This window comes from Mucilaginibacter jinjuensis (assembly GCF_028596025.1).
GTDB classification, from domain to species: Bacteria; Bacteroidota; Bacteroidia; order Sphingobacteriales; family Sphingobacteriaceae; genus Mucilaginibacter; species Mucilaginibacter jinjuensis.
Genome location: NZ_CP117167.1, coordinates 3,976,547 through 3,995,168, shown reverse-complemented (window position 1 = coordinate 3,995,168; position 18,622 = coordinate 3,976,547). Strand labels below are relative to the sequence as shown.

Here is an 18,622-nt window from a genome sequence, read left to right as displayed (position 1 = left end):
ATTTAAATCCTTCGCCTTTTGTTTTATCCGGCTGTATTTTCTTCGTCAGATTCATCTGCGGGTTCCCAAAGCTCAATCATGTTGCCTTCCGGGTCGAGGATATGGGCGAACTTGCCGTACTCATATTCTGCAATCTCATCAACAATGGTCACATTGTCTTTTTTTAGCTCTGCTAACAAATCAACCAGGTTTTCAACCCGGTAGTTGATCATAAACGGTTTGGTTGAAGGATTGAAATGCTTGGTATCCTGCGGAAAGGTACTCCATGTTGTAGATCCCTTTTTCGATGGGTCTTCATCCTCTCGCCAGTCAAAAGTTGCTCCATAGCCTTTATTCTCCAATCCAAGGTTTTTGGTGTACCATTCGTTCATCGCTTTCGGATCGTCGCATTTAAAAAATATGCCGCCAATGCCTGTTACTTTTTTCATATTAAATGTGTTGTATGTTTAAGAGTTGATATAAAATGATATTAAGCTATAATTGGTTGTTGCTTGTTAGATCGTTTTAATATTAATGCGGCAATTAAAGTTATTACCAACCCCACAGGTAAAACCTCCAGGTAAGTAAGTACAATAACCCCAAACGGGCTTTTATACATCTGTATGTAGCTTGCCATTGATGCCCTTTGCTTATCAAGTTCTGCTGCGCTTGCCCCGTGGCTTTTAGCCTGGGCAAGGGTGTGGGCAACGTATTTATCCATAAAATCAGGCATAAAAACGTAGTAGTCAACCAGCCAGGCCAGCACATAAATGGTTGATGCAATAAGCGTAATATAAAGCCCCACCTGAAATGCTTTCCAGAAAGCGATATGGCCATTATTATATTTATCCCTGTAGCTTTTTATGCCCACAAATACAAAGGAGAAGGCCACAATCATTGATCCGTAGCCCAGCCACATGTTGGCCTGTGTATCGGGATGATCGTAACAGGCTGTATAAATAAAGGCCATCCACACGATGAAAATTAACCCGGCTATTGATCCGAAAACAAATACAATCTTTTTCATATCATTTATTTAATTAGTGGTTTGATGGTACAAATCTGAGTATTCGACAATTGATCAGGCTCATACTTTCGGGTGATTTTGCTAATCGGGATACAATTTAATACTAAAGTATGAGTATTACTAAGGTATAAGGCAAAGCCTTTTAGCCATTTCAACAGCCTGGGTGCGGCGTTTTACCTCCATCTTTTCAAAAAGTTTTGCCGAATGCGTTTTGATGGTATTTAAGGAAACAAATAAGCGGTCGGATATTTCCTGGTTACTTAAGCCGTCGGCCATTAATTGTAATACCTCAAGCTCGCGTTTACTTAGGTTTAGCCGTTCTAATTCGTTTTGATTGATCGCAAACTCATCTGTTGTATTCTCAATATAAACATGCTTTTCTACCACTACCGTTTTTACTTTAGGCTTGGTAAGTTTAAGTGCCAGCCAAATGCCCAATGCAGTAAAAAATATAGCGATGGCACCGGCATAAGCCTCAAAAGCGTAATCAACCAATATCAGGCGATATTCCAGCCACTTCAATAGCAATAATAATACGGCCAGTGCGGTTCCGTACAATATGAGGTGTTTGTTTTTTACCAATATATTGGAGGGCATTCTAATAGGGCTTTATCAGTTAAAAATAATATATTTTGAAGAGAAAAAAATGTCTGTAAATGGCAGAAGGCTGTTTTTTTGAGTTATTATATATTTGCAACACAAAAAATACCGTTTACAGTTATAACATTTTAAACTATCACTATGAAAAAAATTACTTTACTATTGGTTGTGCTTGTGGGCATGACGATTAATATGGCATCAGCCCAACTGCTGCCAACGTTTCAATTTGGGATTAAGGGAGGCGTAAACCTTTCTAATATTTCAACATCGGGTAATGTATTCAATAATTTAAATACCGATAACCGTGCAGGTTTTTTAGGCGGTGTATGGGCAAGGATAGGCGGCGCAGGTTTGCACTTCCAGCCCGAGCTTTATTACACCAGCAAAAATGTAACTTTTAAAAACGATGCAGGCGCTTATGATAAAGCCGAATTTAAAAGCATCGATGTGCCTTTGTTAATAGGCACCCGCTTTGGAGTACCTGCTTTAGGAGTGCGTATAAATACTGGCCCGCTGGTTTCTTTTGCAATTGATAAAAATCAGGATATTCATGGTGCACTTACTGAAGCTTCTGATCTGCATTATAAAGATCAGAACTATGCCTGGCAGTTTGGCGCAGGTGTAGATATCAAGAGTATTTCCTTCGATCTGCGTTACGAGTTAGGTTTAAGCAAGGTTGATAATTTTGCTGATGATGGCCACGCTAAAATCAACATGTTTAACCTTACTGTTGCTTACCGCTTGTTTGGTTTATAATTAGTTAGCCTAGCACAGAAACATTTGTGCTATGCTACGTTTACATTTGTGCTATTGTACTTGTTGTAGTATTTACACTATATTTATCAACCAATTACACCCGGACTGATAATTAGTATTGATTGGCCTTTCGGCAACACACAATAGGTACAATAGCTCATGAAATTTAGAAGCAAGTTTTCGCTTATAACTGCTTGTTTAGCTTCGCTGCTGGCATTTAATCAAGCCAATGCCCAAAACGCCGATAGTATCCGTTTAAACCAGATTGGCTTTTACCCCAACGCCCCAAAAAAAGCGATTATTTTAAATACCGATCGCGGTGCTTTTTATATCGAGACCGGAGCCGGTAAAAAGGTATTTACGGGCAGCGTCAGCCGTTCAGTAAGTAAGGCCTTTAATGGAAAATATACTGGCATCGCCAATTTCTCTGCACTAAATACTCCCGGAACCTATAAACTCGTTATCCCGCAAAAAGTAGAATCTTATACTTTTTCTATCTCCAACAATGCACTTAAAAGTGTGGCCGATGGTGCTATCAAAGGTTTCTACTACATCAGGGCTTCCACAGAATTGAAGGAACAGTATGCCGGCAAATGGTACAGGGCGGCAGGCCATCCCGATGATAAGGTATTGATCCATTCTTCAGCTGCCAGTAAAGATCGTAAAGAGGGAACAGTGATCTCATCGCCCGGTGGCTGGTATGATGCAGGCGATTATAACAAGTATATTGTAAACAGCGGAATTTCTACTGCAACGCTATTATCGTTGTATGAGGATTTTCCGGCCTATATGCAAACTGTAAAGCTGAACATCCCGGAAAGCAACGATAAACTGCCCGATGTTTTAAACGAAGTGCTCTGGAACCTGCGCTGGATGCTTACTATGCAAGACCCTGCCGATGGCGGCGTTTACCACAAACTAACTAACGCCGCATTTGATGGCATGGTTATGCCCGACCAAACCAGCACACCCCGTTATGTAGTGCAGAAAGGCACAGCTGCCACTTTAGATTTTGCCGCGGTTATGGCTCAGGCGAGTCGCATCTTTGCCAAATATCCGCAGCAGTTACCCGGGCTGGCAGATTCGTGCCAGAAAGCAGCCATACACGCCTGGGAATGGGCTGTGAAAAATCCAACTGTGCTGTACAATCAGGATAAAATGAATAAGACCAAAAAGCCCCAGATTAATACCGGGGCTTATGGCGATAATAAAGTAGATGACGAATTTGTATGGGCGGCCTGCGAATTATTAGTCACCACAAAAAATAATATTTATACCCCGTATATTAAGTTAGTACCGGTTGAAGCCATAACTGTACCTACCTGGAGTGATGTACGCACTATGGGCTATTACACACTGCTGAAGCATGAGGATATTGTATTAACTACTTCCTTTAATGAATTACCGGGGCTTGAAATCGATTTTCTGAAATTTGCAGATAATCTGGTTGCCGGCGCGAGTGATGATGCTTATCAAACTGTAATAGATAAATCTGCCAAAAACTTTGGATGGGGGAGTAACTCCGTAGCAGCTAACCAGGGGATGGCTTTGATATTGGCTTATAAATTGAATGGCGATCAGAAATATCTGGACAATGCCCTCGCCAATCTCGATTATCTTTTAGGCCGAAATGGTACGGGCTATTGTTACTTAACCGGCTTTGGCGATAAACAGGTGATGCACCCGCACCACAGGCCATCTGTTGCCGATGGGATAGAGGAGCCGGTTCCGGGTTTACTGGCAGGCGGACCCAATCCTGGTATGCAGGATAAAATACCTACGGCATCAAAAGTACCTGACGAAGCTTATATCGACGACGACCGCGCGTATGCCGTAAATGAAATTGCCATCAACTGGAATGCACCGTTTGTATACCTGGCCAATGCGATACAAGCGATAGAAAGCGTCACGAAGAAAAACAGGAAATAATTCAGAAGAAACTCAAATCAACAATCTCAATCAAAACCAAACAAATGACAAGATTTACAAAAATCTGCAGCCTCATGTTATTCGGCTCGGTCAGCCTGATGGCCCAGTCTAAGAAAGCTGTAGTGGCATCGGCAAGCCCACTCGATAAAAAAGTAGACGCTTTAATTGCCGGGATGACACTCGAAGAAAAAGTAGGCCAGATGACCGAAGTAACCCTCGATGTGGTATCAAAAACCGGGGCACCTACTCACCAGCTGGATGTTTTTAAACTAAAAGAAGCTATCGAGAAATATCACGTAGGTTCTATATTAAACGTTAGCGGTACAGCTTATACACGCGAGCATTGGCACGATGTTATCGTATCCATACAAGCAGAGGCGGCTAAAGATCGCTTGAAAATCCCGGTGATTTATGGCATCGATGCCATTCACGGCGTTACGTATACGGTAGGCAGTACGCTATTTCCGCATGAGATTGCGATGGCAGCTACATTTAATAAAGATCTGGCTTACAAGGCAGGCGAAATTACGGCTTATGAAACCCGTGCAAGTTATATCCCATGGAATTATTCGCCGGTGTTGGACTTAGGTAAAAATGCCCTGTGGCCACGTATTTACGAAACCTTTGGCGAAGACCCTTATGTGGTTAAAACTATGGGCGCATCTATTATTAAAGGTTACCAGGGGAATGATATTGGCGATAAATATCACGTTGCTGCTTGTATGAAACATTACCTGGGCTACAGTGCACCATTAAGCGGTAAAGACCGTACCCCGGCCTGGATCCCGGATCGTTACATGCGCGAGTACTTTTTGCCATCATTTGCCGAAGCTGTTAAGGCAGGTGCAAAAACATTAATGATCAATTCCGGCGAAATTAACGGTATCCCCGTGCACAGCAGCAAATATTTACTGACTGACGTTTTGCGCGGCGAATTGAAATTTGATGGTATTGCTGTTACCGACTGGAGAGATATTCAATACCTGTACACCCGCCACCACGTAGCATCCTCACAAAAAGAAGCGGTGATGATTGCCGTTAATGCCGGTGTGGATATGAGCATGGTGCCTTACGAGTATACTTTCTTCGATTACCTGGTACAATTGGTACACGAAGGCAAAGTGCCGATGTGGCGTGTTAACCAAGCCGTACACCGTATCCTGAAAGTGAAGTATGAGTTAGGCTTATTCGATCGCCCGGTTGGTAACCCGGATGATTATCCAAAATTTGGATCAGAGGAGTTCCGTGCATCAAGTGTGCAGGCAGCGCGCGAAGCTATCACGCTTTTAAAGAACAACAACAATGTATTGCCGCTTAAAAAAGGCGTGAGAGTTTTGGTAACCGGCCCAACAGCTAATACCATGCGTTCATTAAACGGTGGCTGGAGCTATACCTGGCAGGGCGATGTGAGCGATAAGTTTGCTGCCGATAAAAATACCATATTGGAAGCTATCCAGAAAAAAGTAGGCAATGATAATGTAACTTACCAGGAAGGATCTAAATTCGACACTTTGACCAATGTTGAAGAAACGATCAAGGCCGCTAAAAAGTCAGATGTGATTGTGCTTTGTTTGGGCGAGTTATCGTATACCGAAAACGTAGGTAATATTGATGACTTGAACTTACCTGATGCACAAATTCAACTGGCTACCGAACTGGCTAAGACCGGCAAACCTGTAATATTGGTATTGGCCGAAGGCCGCCCGCGTATCATGACTAAGGCTGATAACCTTTCTGCTGCTACTGTGATGACTTACCTCTCAGGCAACGAAGGCGGTGATGCCCTTGCTGATATTTTGTTCGGCGACGTAAACCCTTCGGGCAGGTTGCCTATTACTTATCCGAGGTATGCCAACGCGCTGGTTAATTACTATCGCAAAAACTTAGAGAATGGTAACTCGGATGATAGCCACGGTTACAATCCGTTATATGAGTTTGGTTATGGTTTAAGCTATACTACTTTCCGTTACGGTAATGTACACCTGAACAACCCTGATTTGAAAGATGGGCAGACTTTAAAAATCTCTGTCGATGTAACCAACAGCGGTCAACGTGAAGGTAAGGAGTCGGTGTTATTGTTCATCAGTCAGTTGTATGCCAGCGTATCACCAGATACCAAACGTTTACGTGGATTCGACAAGATCAGCCTGAAACCGGGTGAAACTAAAACGGTAAGCTTTAACATTACCCCGGCCGATCTGGCTTTTATTAATGATGAAAGCAAATCGGTAACCGAACCGGGCGAGTTTAAGATCCAATTGGGCGATCAAACTCAAAGCTTTAACTACGTGTCGGCAAAACCGGTTGCGGCGCGTACCGGTAAATTGTAAAATCAATCAATCTACTATAATCCCCAAGGCTATCCTGATTTCAGGATAGCCTTTTTTGCTTTTATAATTATCGTTTTAGTTAAATAATATAAACTATAGTTTGTAAATAATGTTGTCCTATAACAAAAACTAAACAAAAACTAAACAAAACTATCTATGAAAGCAGCAGTGTTTCACAAACCGGGTGATATTACCTGTACCACAGTACCAGATCCTACCATTGAAAATGCAGGGGATGTAATTTTAAAAGTAACCGCGACAGCTATTTGCGGCTCTGATCTGCACATTCTTGATGGCGGTATCCCACAGGCGAAAGATATGGTGATGGGTCATGAGTTTATGGGTATTGTAGAAGAAGTTGGCCCATCCGTTAAAAATCTGAAACGTGGTGATAGGGTAGTAGTACCTTTCCCGATTGCTTGCGGGCATTGTTTCTTTTGTACCCATGGCGCTTCGCCGCATTGCGAAAACTCTAACCATGAACATTATGGGCCTGAAGGTGGCCTGGTAGATCAAAAAGGTGGTGCCTTATTTGGTTATACCGATTTATATGGTGGTTATAGCGGAGGCCAGGCCGAGTATGTGCGTGTACCTTATGCCGATGTAAGCCCGCGTATTGTGCCGGATAACATGACCGATGAGCAGGTACTTTTCCTGTCAGATATCTTCCCTACAGGCTGGTCGGCAATTGACTGGGCGCAGTTGAAAGGCGGTGAAGTAGTAGCTATTTTTGGATCTGGTCCGGTAGGCTTAATGGCACAAAAGGCGGCTTGGCTAAACGGTGCAAGTCGCGTAATAGCCATCGACCCGTTAAATTATCGCTTAGCACGCGCTAAACAAGCCAATAAGGTAGAAACCCTGAATCCACACGAAGTTGATGTAGTTGAAGCTATCCGCGAAATGACAGGTGGCCGTGGTGCCGATGTTTGTGTTGATGCTGTAGGTTTCGAGGCCGAACGCTCATTCCTTGATAAGGTTAAAGCAACCATCAACTTTGAGAAGGGGACCATGAAAGTGATTGAAACTTGCTTCAAAGCAGTTCGTCGTGGCGGTACCGTAAGCATTGTAGGTGTATACGGCACGCCTTTTGATAATTTCCCTGTTGGGCAAATGTTTGATAAGGGTATTACTATTAAACAAGGCCAGGCACAGGTACTAAACTATGTAGATCACCTGATCGATTTAATCAAACAGGAAAAAGTGGTATTGGATGATATTATATCGCACCGCTTACCGCTCAGCCAGGTATCCCATGCTTATGACATTTTCAAAAATAAGCAGGAAGACTGTGTTAAAGTAGTACTTAACCCCTGGGCATAATTGAGGACAAAGGAGGAAGGACGGAAAGACAAAAAGACGGGAAGAGCAAGGAGAAAGGACGGAAAGACAAAAGATGCAAAGAGCGAGGACGATGTAAGAATAAAGACGAAAAGATAAAAGAACTTGATAAATGCTATTTCTTTAGTTTGTAGTCTTACTTTTATCCTTTTTCTCTTTTCTCCTTTGTCTTTCAATCCTTTCTCCTTCAGTCTCTTAAACCGCTGTTACCGCAGTAATCAGCACCAGCCCAAGCATACAGAAAGTAAACACAAAGAAATACACAAAAGATATTCCTATCATCTTGCTAATAGTTCTGAAACGGCTTCGTTGGTACACAGCCTTAAGTGCTTTATAGATATAGAGGGTGATGCCAACAACGGCTGCAAAATCTGCCCAGCCATGCAGGTGCATTACGTTTGGTAACATGTTAATGAGCATTACTATCGCTAAAAACAAAAATAAGAAGCAATGCAGGTGGAACGAGAAGATCAAGTGTTCCACATAAAACTTGTGGTTTCGCCAAAAAGCAAACCTTAAAATAAGGGCAAATAAAGGCAGTAACACAAACATCATTTTAGGTACGTTGTGTTTTAACTCATCAGTAAACACTTCTTTAGCGCGGCTGCCATATTGTTTATAGGCAAACTGTTTACGAATGGCCATACGTTCAAAAAAACCATCACGCTCGGCAGCAGGAAGTTTTAGTTGAGACGCCTGATAATCCTCATAAGTAGAATCGGCGCTGTTATCAAACAAACGGGTAAAGAATGAATTGTCATCTTCGTCATCGTCATTATCCTTGTGTTTACTCTTGTGTTTTTTTACGTTAACTGTAGTAAGGCCTGCCTGTATAGTGGTATCCGGGTTTTTGATTTTAGGTTTCTGCACAGCAGATACTTTATTGGTATTAATTTTTACAAGCGTATCTTTATTAAAGGTTAGTGCTGTTGTGCTGGTTCCCGGCTTTTTGGCCGATGAATCAATTTTTACATTTTCTCCGTTAAGTGCTGCAGATTCAATAACCTTTTTTTGCAAATCAGTAAGGTTAGGATTGGCATCCAGTTTCTTTTTTAGGATAGCTGCCTTCTCTGCATTGTTCAGATTTTTTATATCGTCTTTTTTCTCTTCCTGGTTATGCTTAAATATCAGGATAAAGAAAATCAAACTAATAAAAATGTACATTTTAATAGGGTGCAGGTATTGTACCCGGCGGCCGGCCATGTATTCGTTAGTAAGCTTGCCCGGCTGAAATAACAGCGGTTTTAGGGTATGAAAAAACTGGTGGTCGAAGTGAAAGTAATCGCTGATGGCGTGGTTCATCAGGTGACCAAAGTTTTCTTTGATCTGTAAATTCTCCTGGCCGCAGTGATGACAAAATTTCCCTTCTAATTGGGTGCCGCAGTTTAAACAGTCGTTCTCATGGCGGTAGTGTTTCTTCATAATTAAAATTGCTTCCCATTAATACATGGGGATAAGGTGCTTATGTTTATTAAAATGTGTGTGCCACTAAAAATAGGAAAAATGCCTGCTGCTTTTATAAAAAACACAAAATAATAAGTTAAACATTGCAATAATCAATCTCCAAAAACACAAAAGCCCATCCGGATAATATCGAATGGGCTTTTGTATTATTGATTTTATGCTTTACGCATGTTGTATGGCATGCTTAAGTGCCGCATTGTGTTTATACCTAAATACAAACGGAAATATAACAGCAATAACAAGGGCGTAAGCCGCAAATGTTAGCCAGATACCATGCCAGTTGCGGCTATGATCGGCCAGGGTAAAAAACTTATCGATAATTACACCACTTGCCAAACTACCAAATAGTGCGCCAAAGCCGTTTACCATCATCATAAACAAACCTTGGGCGCTACCTCTAATCTCGGGCGTGGTTTGCGTTTCAACAAATAGTGAACCGGAGATATTAAAGAAGTCGAACGCCATGCCGTAAACAATGCATGAAAGAATGATCATCCACAACCCATCTGCCGGGTTACCAAATGCAAATAAGCCAAAACGTAATACCCAGGCCAGCATGCTGAACAGCATTACATTCTTGATACCAAATTTGCGCAGAAAGAACGGGATGGTTAAGATAAACAGCGTCTCAGACATTTGCGAGATCGACATAATAAATGCCGGGTGCTTTACTGCAAAGGTTGCCTGGTAAGCGGTTACTGTTTTAAACTCACCGATATAAGCATCGCCATAAGCATTAGTTAACTGTAAAGCAGCGCCCAATAACATAGAGAAAGCAAAGAATATAGCAAACTTAGGAGTTTTAAATAAGGTAAAGGCCTTTAAACCCAGTTGATCTACAAGTGATTTTGAAGTATTTTTATTTAATAATGGCGGGCACTTAGGTAAGCTGAAAGCGTAAATCCCAAGTGCAAAAGCCACCGCGGCTGCAATGTAAAACTGGTTAGAAGATGTTTCGTTATTGGTAAGTGTAACTGTCCACAAAGCCACAATAAAACCTACAGTACCCCAGGTGCGGATAGGTGGGTATACTTTTACCACATCATGACCTGCATTTTTTAAAGCAGAATAAGCAACCGTTATTGATAATGATAGGGTTGGCATGTAAAATATCATGTTAAGCAACATGGCCCAGAAAAATATAACGGGATCTTTAATCAGCGGGATGCTGCATAAAACCAGGCCACCTAAAATGTGGCAAATGCCATATAGCTTTTCGGCGTTAATGTATTTATCAGCAATAATACCAGTAAGGGCAGGCATAAATATGGCCGAAATACCCATGGTAGAGAAGATGGCGCCAAATTGTGTCCCCGTACCCAAATTGTTAGTGAACCAGTAATTGCCAATAGTGAGCAACCACGATCCCCAGACAAAAAATTGCAGAAAGTTCATTACTATTAAGCGAAACTTAATATTCATACAGCACGGGTTTAAAACAAATTATTACAGTGTAAATTAATGGTGAAAAGTACTGAAATATTGCGAAATGCGAAAATGATGTGGATAGATTACAGTATTATGGCGTGAGACGCAGAATAATGTTACGCCGGAGGAATGTCTTGAATCAGAATTAACTGAATTTATGAATTAACGAAATATTTTGTACAAGTTAAACGGTACGTCATTGCGAGGTACGAAGCAATCGCGAACTATACAGAGCGGCCTTGTCGGTCGGGGATTTCTTCTACAGCAATAACGAGATAGTTAAAGTCTTGTTTCTTGGTTCTCGTTTCTTGCTTCTCTTAATATGGGCGTCCACCTACGGGTCAGGCTATCCGCTCATACTGCACAGGCCTTAATCACAAGCCGGTATCCGCTTCTATCCTTAACGCACAAAGTCTTGTTTCTTGTCTCTTGTTTCCTGCTTCTCTCTTACAGGTACATCTCCAAATCTCCTTTACCTTCACGCAGCACTTCAAACTCGCCGGAGGTACAATCAACAACCGTTGATGCAATGTTGCCACCATATCCGCCGTCAATTACCAGGTCAACCAAATCTTCGTACTTCTCATGGATCAGTTCCGGGTCGGTGGAGTATTCAATAATATCATCATCATCGTGGATAGAGGCTGATACTATCGGGTTGCCTAAAACCTTTACAATTTCGCGGGCAATATCATTATCAGGCACACGGATACCCACCGTTTTTTTGTTGCTGCTTAGCAGTTTAGGTACGTTATGGCTGGCGTTGAATATAAACGTGAACGGGCCGGGCAGCGCCTTCTTCAACACGCGGAAACAAGTATTATCGATGGGTTTGGTATAATCGGCAATATTACTCAAGTCATAACATACGAAAGAAAAATTAGCCTTCTCGGGTTTAATGTTACGGATGCGGCAAATTTTTTCGATGGCTCGATGGTTGGTAATATCGCAGCCCAAACCATAAACGGTATCGGTAGGGTATATGATTACTCCACCCTTGCGCAATACATCAACAACCTGTTCAATGGCTTTAGGGTTAGGGTTTTCGGGGTAGATTTTAATCAGCATAATATTAAAGCAAACATAAAAACAATTGGTTTTAAAAAGTATGCAGCCGCTAAATAATGCATTTTATATTATTATTCTATTTTCTGCTGATAATCAACACATAGTTTGTTAATAGTTGTTTAATAATATGCTTACATTGTATAGCCAAATACCAATTTTATAAACCAATATAAACCACAGATAGGGAGTTCGCGCATGAAGTTTGGTGCTTTACGTATTTGCATTATTTACGTTGCATTAAGTGTTTTATGGATAACACTTAGCGATAAAGCGCTTTTTTTACTGGAGGCCGGTGTGCCTAAATTAACACTTTTGCTTTTAAGCAGCTGCAAGGGGTACTTTTTTGTTGTAATGACCGGACTGCTATTCTATAAACTAATTAAGGTTGACGAAATGCGCCTTAAAGAAAGTGAAAAGAAATACCGTACCATGTATGAGGGTAATCCGCTCCCTATGTGGATCTACGATTTAACCACCTTGAAATTTGTATCTGTTAATTCAGCAGCAGTTAAAATTTATGGTTATTCCGAAGAAGAATTTCTGCAGAAAACAACATTGGATATTCGCCCTGCCGAAGATATCCCTAAGGCTTTGGAGGCTATTAATAAGATCCGTATAGATAGCCTTACTTCCTCGGAATGGACTCATCTTAAGGCTGATGGTACACGCCTGCATGTGAATGTTAATTCGCAGAAACTCATTATTAATAACAAGCCTTACATCATGGTAATAGCCAAGGATATTACAGAGAAGGTAGCTTATGAAAAAGAGTTAAAAATGCTGAACCGCAAGCTGCAGGATGAAAAACGAAGGCTAAGCGATACCCAATTGCTCGCCAAATTAGGCGGTTGGATGTTTTATCTGGATGAAAAACGATTGGAATGGTCGGACGAGGTGTATAAGATCACCGACCATATTCCGCAACCCAATGAGAACTTGTTTGATGTATACCTGGCGCACATTTACCCCGAAGACAGGCCTGCTATGATAGAAGCTTCGGAAACATTGATAAGGACAGGGAAGGGCTTTGATGTTACACATCGTATCAGGTTGCATGATGGGCAAACCCGCTACATCCATCATGTAGCCCGTTTAGAATATGCAGATGGCAAGCCTTATCGCGTGGTGGGATCGTTACAGGATATTACCGACCAAAGGGAGCGTGAGAGCAGGATTGAACAGCAAAACAAAATGTTGCAGGATATAGCCTGGGTAAACTCGCACGAGATACGCGGCCCCGTGGCTTCTATTTTAGGTTTATTTAATCTTTACAACGAAGCGCATACGCAGGAAGAGAAAGACAACATTATCAAAATGATTAACACCTGTGCCATTAATTTAGATAGCATGGTGAAAGATATTGCGGGCAGGATAGATACAGAGTTGGAGAACTAGAATAGCAAAAAAGGCCTGGCAAATTATTGCCAGGCCTTTTTTGCTATTAAATATTATAATTAAGCTTGTTTAGCAAACTGAGCATTGATGATCAGTTTAATGTCTTCGCCTACAACGATAGCGCCTGCTTCGGTGATACCTTCCCAGGTTAAACCAAACTCTTTACGGTTAATTTTACCAGTGATTTCGAAACCTGCTTTAGTGTTACCGTAAAAATCAGTAGCAGTACCACCAAATTCAACGTTTAATTTTACAGAGTTAGTAATGCCTTTAATGGTTAAATCGCCAACCAGTTCGTAATCGCTGTCGTCAACTTTTTTCAATGAAGTTGATTTGAAAGAGATTTTTGGATAAGTAGCAGCATCAAAGAAATCTGGGCCAGCTAAATGTTGGTCGCGTGCTTCTTGAGTAGTATCAATACTTGCTACATCTAAAGAAAAGTCGATTTTTGAATCCTGGAAATCATCGCTTTCAGTTAAAACTTCACCTTCAAATGATTTGAAGAAACCAGTTACTGTAGAAATTACAAGGTGTTTAACTTTAAACTGAACCTCTGAGTGCATTGGGTCTAAAACCCATTTTGTTTCTGTTGCCATGGTAATATGATTGTTTTATTGAATCAAATATATGATTATATGTTTAAACATGTATTATTAATAATGCTAATTTACACTGCGTAAACAAATCAATTCAAAATACTGATTGCTTTGTGAACTTACTAACTCATTTATGTGATTTTTGTTGCTTTAATTTGTTAAATATCTGTAACCCATGAGGAAGCTATTCATTGTATCATCAATCATAATCCTGCTTGTTTTAGCCGGATGGACTATTTTGTGGAAACCGGCTGTATGGTCGTTCGTTATCATCGGCCCTATAATATTAATAGGAGTGTATGATCTGCTTCAGCAGAAACATAGTATCGTGCGTAACTTCCCGGTATTCGGGCATTTCAGGTTCCTGGCCGAAGAGCTTCGACCAAAGGTTTACCAATATTTTGTAGAAAGCGATACAGATGGCACACCCTTTAACCGCCAGAGCCGCAGTGTAATTTACCAGCGCGCTAAAAAGGTTGATGATACCAGTCCATTCGGCACCGAGTTGGATGTTTATCAGAATGGTTACGAATGGTTAAACCATAGCATTGCGGCCATAGATCATAAAGAGCTAAATAGCGCGCCACGTGTACTGATCGGTGGGCCGCAGTGTACGCAGCCTTACTCGGCCAGTGTATACAATATTTCGGCCATGAGTTTTGGTTCGTTAAGCGAAAACGCCATACTGGCTTTAAACGGCGGCGCTAAGATTGGCGGCTTTGCCCATAACACAGGCGAAGGCGGTTTGAGCGACCATCACCTCGAACCGGGCGGTGATATTATCTGGCAGATAGGCACCGGCTATTTCAGCTGCCGCCATAAGGATGGTACGTTTGATTACGATGCCTTTGCCGAACGTGCTGCCAAACCGCAGGTAAAGCTGATAGAGATTAAGTTATCGCAAGGTGCAAAGCCTGGTCATGGTGGTATATTACCCGCCGCAAAAGTTACATCCGAAATTGCCAGGATCAGATTGGTAGAGATGGGGCAGGATGTGGTATCGCCTCCGGGGCATACAGCATTCAGAACACCAATAGAAATGATGCACTTTATCCAAAAACTGCGCGAATTATCGGGCGGTAAACCTGTAGGCTTTAAATTGTGCGTTGGCCATAAGAGTGAATTTTTGGCCATTTGTAAAGCCATTGTGAAAACAGGTATTTACCCCGATCATATTACGGTTGATGGGGGCGAGGGTGGTACAGGTGCCGCACCCTTAGAGTTTGCCAACTCGGTAGGTATGCCGTTGCGCGAAGCTTTGGCTTTTGTGTACGATGCCTTAACCGGGTTTGATTTAAAGAAACATATTAAAGTTATAGCTTCAGGCAAAGTAGCGACAGGGTTTGATCTGGTGAAGAATTTTGCACTCGGTGCCGATATGTGCAACAGTGCCCGCGGAATGATGTTTGCCCTGGGTTGTATACAGGCCTTGGAGTGCAATAAAAATACTTGCCCAACCGGAGTTGCCACACAAGATAAAAGTTTAATGAAGGGCCTGGTTGTGGATGATAAGAAAGTGCGTGTAGCCAATTTTCAGAAGGAGACGGTGGCCAGTGCGGTGCAGATGATTGGTGCCGGTGGCCTGCGTACGCCTTGCGATTTGCACCGTGCGTATATTTACCGAAGGATAAGCCCCAATCAGATCCAGACTTATGCGGAGTTGTTTCCTTATATCCCGATAGGTAGTTTATTGCAAACCCCTTATCCGGCACAATTTGAGCTCGATATGGCCCTAAGCAGCGAGGATACTTTTGTACCCGATTATAGTAAGGTTGGGAGTGTGGTTGTTAACCAGGTTAATGGTTGATTAGTTTATCCGATCCTCATCCTGTCCCGACTATCGTTGGGATCGGGATCCCACAGGACAGGTATATAACTTGCATGGTTCGCTCAGCATGTGGGCTGCTGAAATAATCCCGATAGCTATCGGGACAGCATGACGTGTCGTAGTACTATTTAAGTCTTATTGCAATAATCTTAACAATAAAAAACAAAGGAGCTGCCTGAGCTACGATACCTGCGATTACAATTGCGTGATTCATGATTTCTAAAATTTAATTGTGAATGATTGATTTCGGTTTTATTAGTTATTCAATTTAGCGGCAATGATTTTAACGATGAAGAATAAAGGAGCTGCTTGTGCTACGATGCCTGCGATGATGATTGAAGTATTCATGGTTTCTAATGTTTTATGATATATAGAGTGGTTGATAATTGAAAAGGTTTAAAGCTTAGTTATTGAATTTAGCTGCGATAGTTTTAACTACTAAAAATAATGGAGCTGCTTGTGCTACGATACCTGCGATTACGATTGAAGTGTTCATGATTTTATGTTTTAAATGTTTTAATAATGTTTGATGTATAGGTTAAGGCAAAGCCTGTGCCGATGGTGAATAGGACTTTAAAATGGGCTCTAAATAACTTTAAAGGCCATTTTTATTTACTGTGGAATATTTCCCCAAAAGAAAAACCGGGGAAAAAGTTGTGGAAATGGGGAAATTGTTACTTGCACGGCGTGGCGTTGCAAACGCCGTGAAGTATTGCGCACGCGATGCAATCGCGCGCGAGAGGAGCGGGAGAAGAGCCTTAGTTTGCTTAGAATCCTTGCGCGCGATTGCATCGCGTGCTTAACACTTCTTAGCGTTTGCAACGCTACTAACAAAAAAAGGGAACCATTGGCTCCCTCTTAATATTGTAGAGACACAATACTTTGTGTCTCGGATGTAGAATCTAATTAAAGCGCTAAAACTTCTTTAACTCTGTCTGCAGCTTCTTTTAATAAGATAGCAGAGTAAACTTTTAAGCCAGAGTTATCAATCAAGGCTTTACCTTCCTCAGCATTGGTACCTTGTAAACGTACAATGATTGGAACAGGGATATTGCCAATTTCGTTATAAGCATCAATAACACCTTGAGCAACACGGTCGCAACGAACAATACCACCGAAAATGTTGATCAGGATAGCTTTAACGTTAGGATCTTGCAAAATGATGTTAAAACCAGCTTTAACAGTTTGTGCGTTAGCAGTTCCGCCCACGTCTAAGAAGTTAGCAGGTTCGCCACCGGCAATCTTGATAATATCCATGGTAGCCATTGCTAAACCGGCACCGTTAACCATACAGCCAACGTTACCATCTAACTTAACATAGTTAAGGTTCGATTTGCTGGCTTCAACCTCAGTAGGGTCTTCTTCAGCAGTATCGCGCATGTCTGCATAGTCTTTATGGCGGTATAATGCGTTATCGTCAATGTTTACTTTAGCATCAACAGCTAAAATTTTATTGTCAGATGTTTTTAACACCGGGTTAATCTCAAATTGAGAAGAGTCGGTAGCATCGTAAGCTTTGTATAAAGCAGTGATAAATTTCACCATTTCTTTAAAAGCATCGCCGCTTACACCTAAGTTAAAGGCAATTTTACGGGCCTGGAAAGCCTGTAAGCCAACTTTAGGATCAATCTCTTCTTTAAAGATCAGCTCTGGAGTGCTGTGTGCAACTTCTTCAATGTCCATACCACCTTCGGTAGAGTACATGATAATGTTACGGCCTTTAGCACGGTCAAGCAATACAGAAATATAAAATTCTTTGGTTTCGCTTTCGCCTGGGTAGTAAACATCCTGTGCAATCAGCACTTTGCTTACTAATTTACCTTCGGGACCAGTTTGCGGGGTAACCAGTTGCATACCAAGTATGTTACCAGCTTTTTCCCTAACGTCATCCAGGTTCTTGGCTACTTTAACACCACCGCCTTTACCGCGGCCGCCGGCATGTATCTGGGCTTTAACAACCACCCAGTCTGAACCGAAATCTTCTTTCATTTTTTTAGCCGCCTCAACAGCCTGGTCAACGGTATCGGCAACTATGCCTTCTTGTACCCTGACACCAAAACTTTTTAAAATGGCTTTGCCCTGATATTCGTGAATGTTCATGTCTACTCTTAGAATTTGCGGTAAATCTACAATTTCATCCCTATTTATGAAACCTTAATTTATTTTATCCATTAATTATTACAGTTGTTACAAATTGGGTGCTAATATTCTATTTTTGCCATAATGCTGAAAGCGCTAAACATTCAAAAAAAATTCGGGAACCTGCATATCTTAAAAGGTGTTAACCTCGAGGTAAATAAAGGAGAAATTGTAGCCATCGTAGGCGCGTCGGGTGCCGGTAAAAGCTCATTGCTAAATATACTGGGTACTTTAGATAAGGCCGACAGCGGACAAGTAATTATCGATGGCATCGACACCAGCGCCTTAAGCAGCAAACAACTAAGCGCTTTCCGTAACCATAAAATTGGTTTTATATTTCAGTTCCACCATTTATTGGTTGAGTTTACTGCCTTAGAAAATGTATGTATCCCGGCTTATATCGCAGGTACATCTAAAGCTTTGGCAGAGAAAAGAGCTATAGAGTTATTAAATAAGTTAGGTTTAGGCGAACGTTTACATCATAAACCAGCTCAGCTATCGGGTGGGGAGCAGCAACGTGTGGCTGTTGCCAGGGCACTGGTAAATAGCCCGGCGTTAATATTTGCTGATGAGCCTTCGGGGAACCTCGATTCTAATAATGCGCGTGAGCTGCACGAATTGTTTTTACAACTGCGCGATGAGTTTAACCAAACCTTTATTATTGTAACCCATAATGAAGATTTGGCCAACTTATCAGACCGTAAGGTTTTAATGCGGGATGGTTTAATTGTTCAGGAATAATATA

At 41.6% G+C, this 18,622-nt stretch carries 15 protein-coding genes; 7 read left to right on the top strand and 8 right to left on the bottom strand.

Annotated features, from left to right (window positions below; genetic code table 11):
* Positions 1 to 23: 23 nt before the first annotated feature.
* The 3 genes from PQO05_RS17485 to PQO05_RS17475 all read right to left on the bottom strand — a co-directional run bounded on the left by PQO05_RS17485 (position 24) and on the right by PQO05_RS17475 (position 1,603).
* Complete coding sequence (locus PQO05_RS17485; RefSeq protein ID WP_273628721.1) at positions 24 to 428, bottom strand: VOC family protein; 405 nt, start codon at positions 426 to 428, stop codon at positions 24 to 26.
* Positions 429 to 469: 41 nt separating this feature from the next.
* Positions 470 to 1,006: a DUF4199 domain-containing protein gene (locus PQO05_RS17480; protein ID WP_273628720.1), complete on the bottom strand. Its 537-nt coding sequence runs from the start codon at positions 1,004 to 1,006 to the stop codon at positions 470 to 472.
* A 120-nt stretch (positions 1,007 to 1,126) separates the two neighbouring features.
* On the bottom strand, positions 1,127 to 1,603 hold the full coding sequence (locus PQO05_RS17475) for a response regulator transcription factor (protein ID WP_273628719.1): 477 nt from the start codon (positions 1,601 to 1,603) through the stop codon (positions 1,127 to 1,129).
* Positions 1,604 to 1,747: 144 nt separating this feature from the next.
* On the opposite strand from PQO05_RS17475, the gene PQO05_RS17470 reads away from it, so the two are divergent.
* The 4 genes from PQO05_RS17470 to PQO05_RS17455 all read left to right on the top strand — a co-directional run bounded on the left by PQO05_RS17470 (position 1,748) and on the right by PQO05_RS17455 (position 7,941).
* Complete coding sequence (locus PQO05_RS17470; protein ID WP_273628718.1) at positions 1,748 to 2,362, top strand: porin family protein; 615 nt, start codon at positions 1,748 to 1,750, stop codon at positions 2,360 to 2,362.
* 159 nt (positions 2,363 to 2,521) lie between these two features.
* Entirely contained in the window at positions 2,522 to 4,291 is a 1,770-nt protein-coding gene (locus PQO05_RS17465; protein ID WP_273628717.1) for a glycoside hydrolase family 9 protein, read from the top strand.
* A gap of 44 nt (positions 4,292 to 4,335) precedes the next feature.
* Positions 4,336 to 6,621 carry a glycoside hydrolase family 3 N-terminal domain-containing protein gene (locus PQO05_RS17460; RefSeq protein ID WP_273628716.1) on the top strand — a complete coding sequence of 762 codons (2,286 nt, stop codon included), beginning with the start codon at positions 4,336 to 4,338 and terminating at the stop codon, positions 6,619 to 6,621.
* Positions 6,622 to 6,777: 156 nt separating this feature from the next.
* Complete coding sequence (locus tag PQO05_RS17455) at positions 6,778 to 7,941, top strand: zinc-dependent alcohol dehydrogenase (RefSeq protein WP_273628715.1); 1,164 nt, start codon at positions 6,778 to 6,780, stop codon at positions 7,939 to 7,941.
* 213 nt (positions 7,942 to 8,154) lie between these two features.
* On the opposite strand, the gene PQO05_RS17450 is transcribed toward PQO05_RS17455, so the two are convergent.
* The 3 genes from PQO05_RS17450 to PQO05_RS17440 form a co-directional block, all read right to left on the bottom strand.
* Entirely contained in the window at positions 8,155 to 9,381 is a 1,227-nt protein-coding gene (locus tag PQO05_RS17450) for a DUF3667 domain-containing protein (protein ID WP_273628714.1), read from the bottom strand.
* Between the two features lie 204 nt (positions 9,382 to 9,585).
* Positions 9,586 to 10,845, bottom strand: a complete 1,260-nt coding sequence (locus PQO05_RS17445) for a nucleoside permease (RefSeq protein WP_273628713.1) — start codon at positions 10,843 to 10,845, stop codon at positions 9,586 to 9,588.
* A 453-nt stretch (positions 10,846 to 11,298) separates the two neighbouring features.
* Positions 11,299 to 11,919, bottom strand: a complete 621-nt coding sequence (locus tag PQO05_RS17440; RefSeq protein ID WP_273628712.1) for an L-threonylcarbamoyladenylate synthase — start codon at positions 11,917 to 11,919, stop codon at positions 11,299 to 11,301.
* A gap of 195 nt (positions 11,920 to 12,114) precedes the next feature.
* On the opposite strand from PQO05_RS17440, the gene PQO05_RS17435 reads away from it, so the two are divergent.
* Positions 12,115 to 13,314, top strand: coding sequence for a PAS domain S-box protein (locus PQO05_RS17435; protein WP_273628711.1), 1,200 nt, complete (start codon positions 12,115 to 12,117; stop codon positions 13,312 to 13,314).
* A 59-nt stretch (positions 13,315 to 13,373) separates the two neighbouring features.
* On the opposite strand, the gene PQO05_RS17430 is transcribed toward PQO05_RS17435, so the two are convergent.
* Positions 13,374 to 13,910, bottom strand: coding sequence for a YceI family protein (locus PQO05_RS17430; RefSeq protein ID WP_273628710.1), 537 nt, complete (start codon positions 13,908 to 13,910; stop codon positions 13,374 to 13,376).
* Between the two features lie 175 nt (positions 13,911 to 14,085).
* On the opposite strand from PQO05_RS17430, the gene PQO05_RS17425 reads away from it, so the two are divergent.
* The gene (locus PQO05_RS17425; RefSeq protein WP_273628709.1) at positions 14,086 to 15,717 is read left to right on the top strand and encodes an FMN-binding glutamate synthase family protein; all 1,632 of its coding nucleotides are present in this window, start codon (positions 14,086 to 14,088) and stop codon (positions 15,715 to 15,717) included.
* Between the two features lie 927 nt (positions 15,718 to 16,644).
* Here PQO05_RS17425 and sucC read toward each other — a convergent pair.
* The gene (gene sucC / locus PQO05_RS17420) at positions 16,645 to 17,838 is read right to left on the bottom strand and encodes an ADP-forming succinate--CoA ligase subunit beta (RefSeq protein WP_273628708.1); all 1,194 of its coding nucleotides are present in this window, start codon (positions 17,836 to 17,838) and stop codon (positions 16,645 to 16,647) included.
* Between the two features lie 123 nt (positions 17,839 to 17,961).
* Here sucC and PQO05_RS17415 point away from each other — a divergent pair, with 123 nt between their 5' ends.
* A complete protein-coding gene (locus tag PQO05_RS17415) occupies positions 17,962 to 18,618 on the top strand; it encodes an ABC transporter ATP-binding protein (RefSeq protein ID WP_273628707.1) in 657 nt (218 codons plus the stop codon).
* Positions 18,619 to 18,622 lie beyond the last annotated feature (4 nt).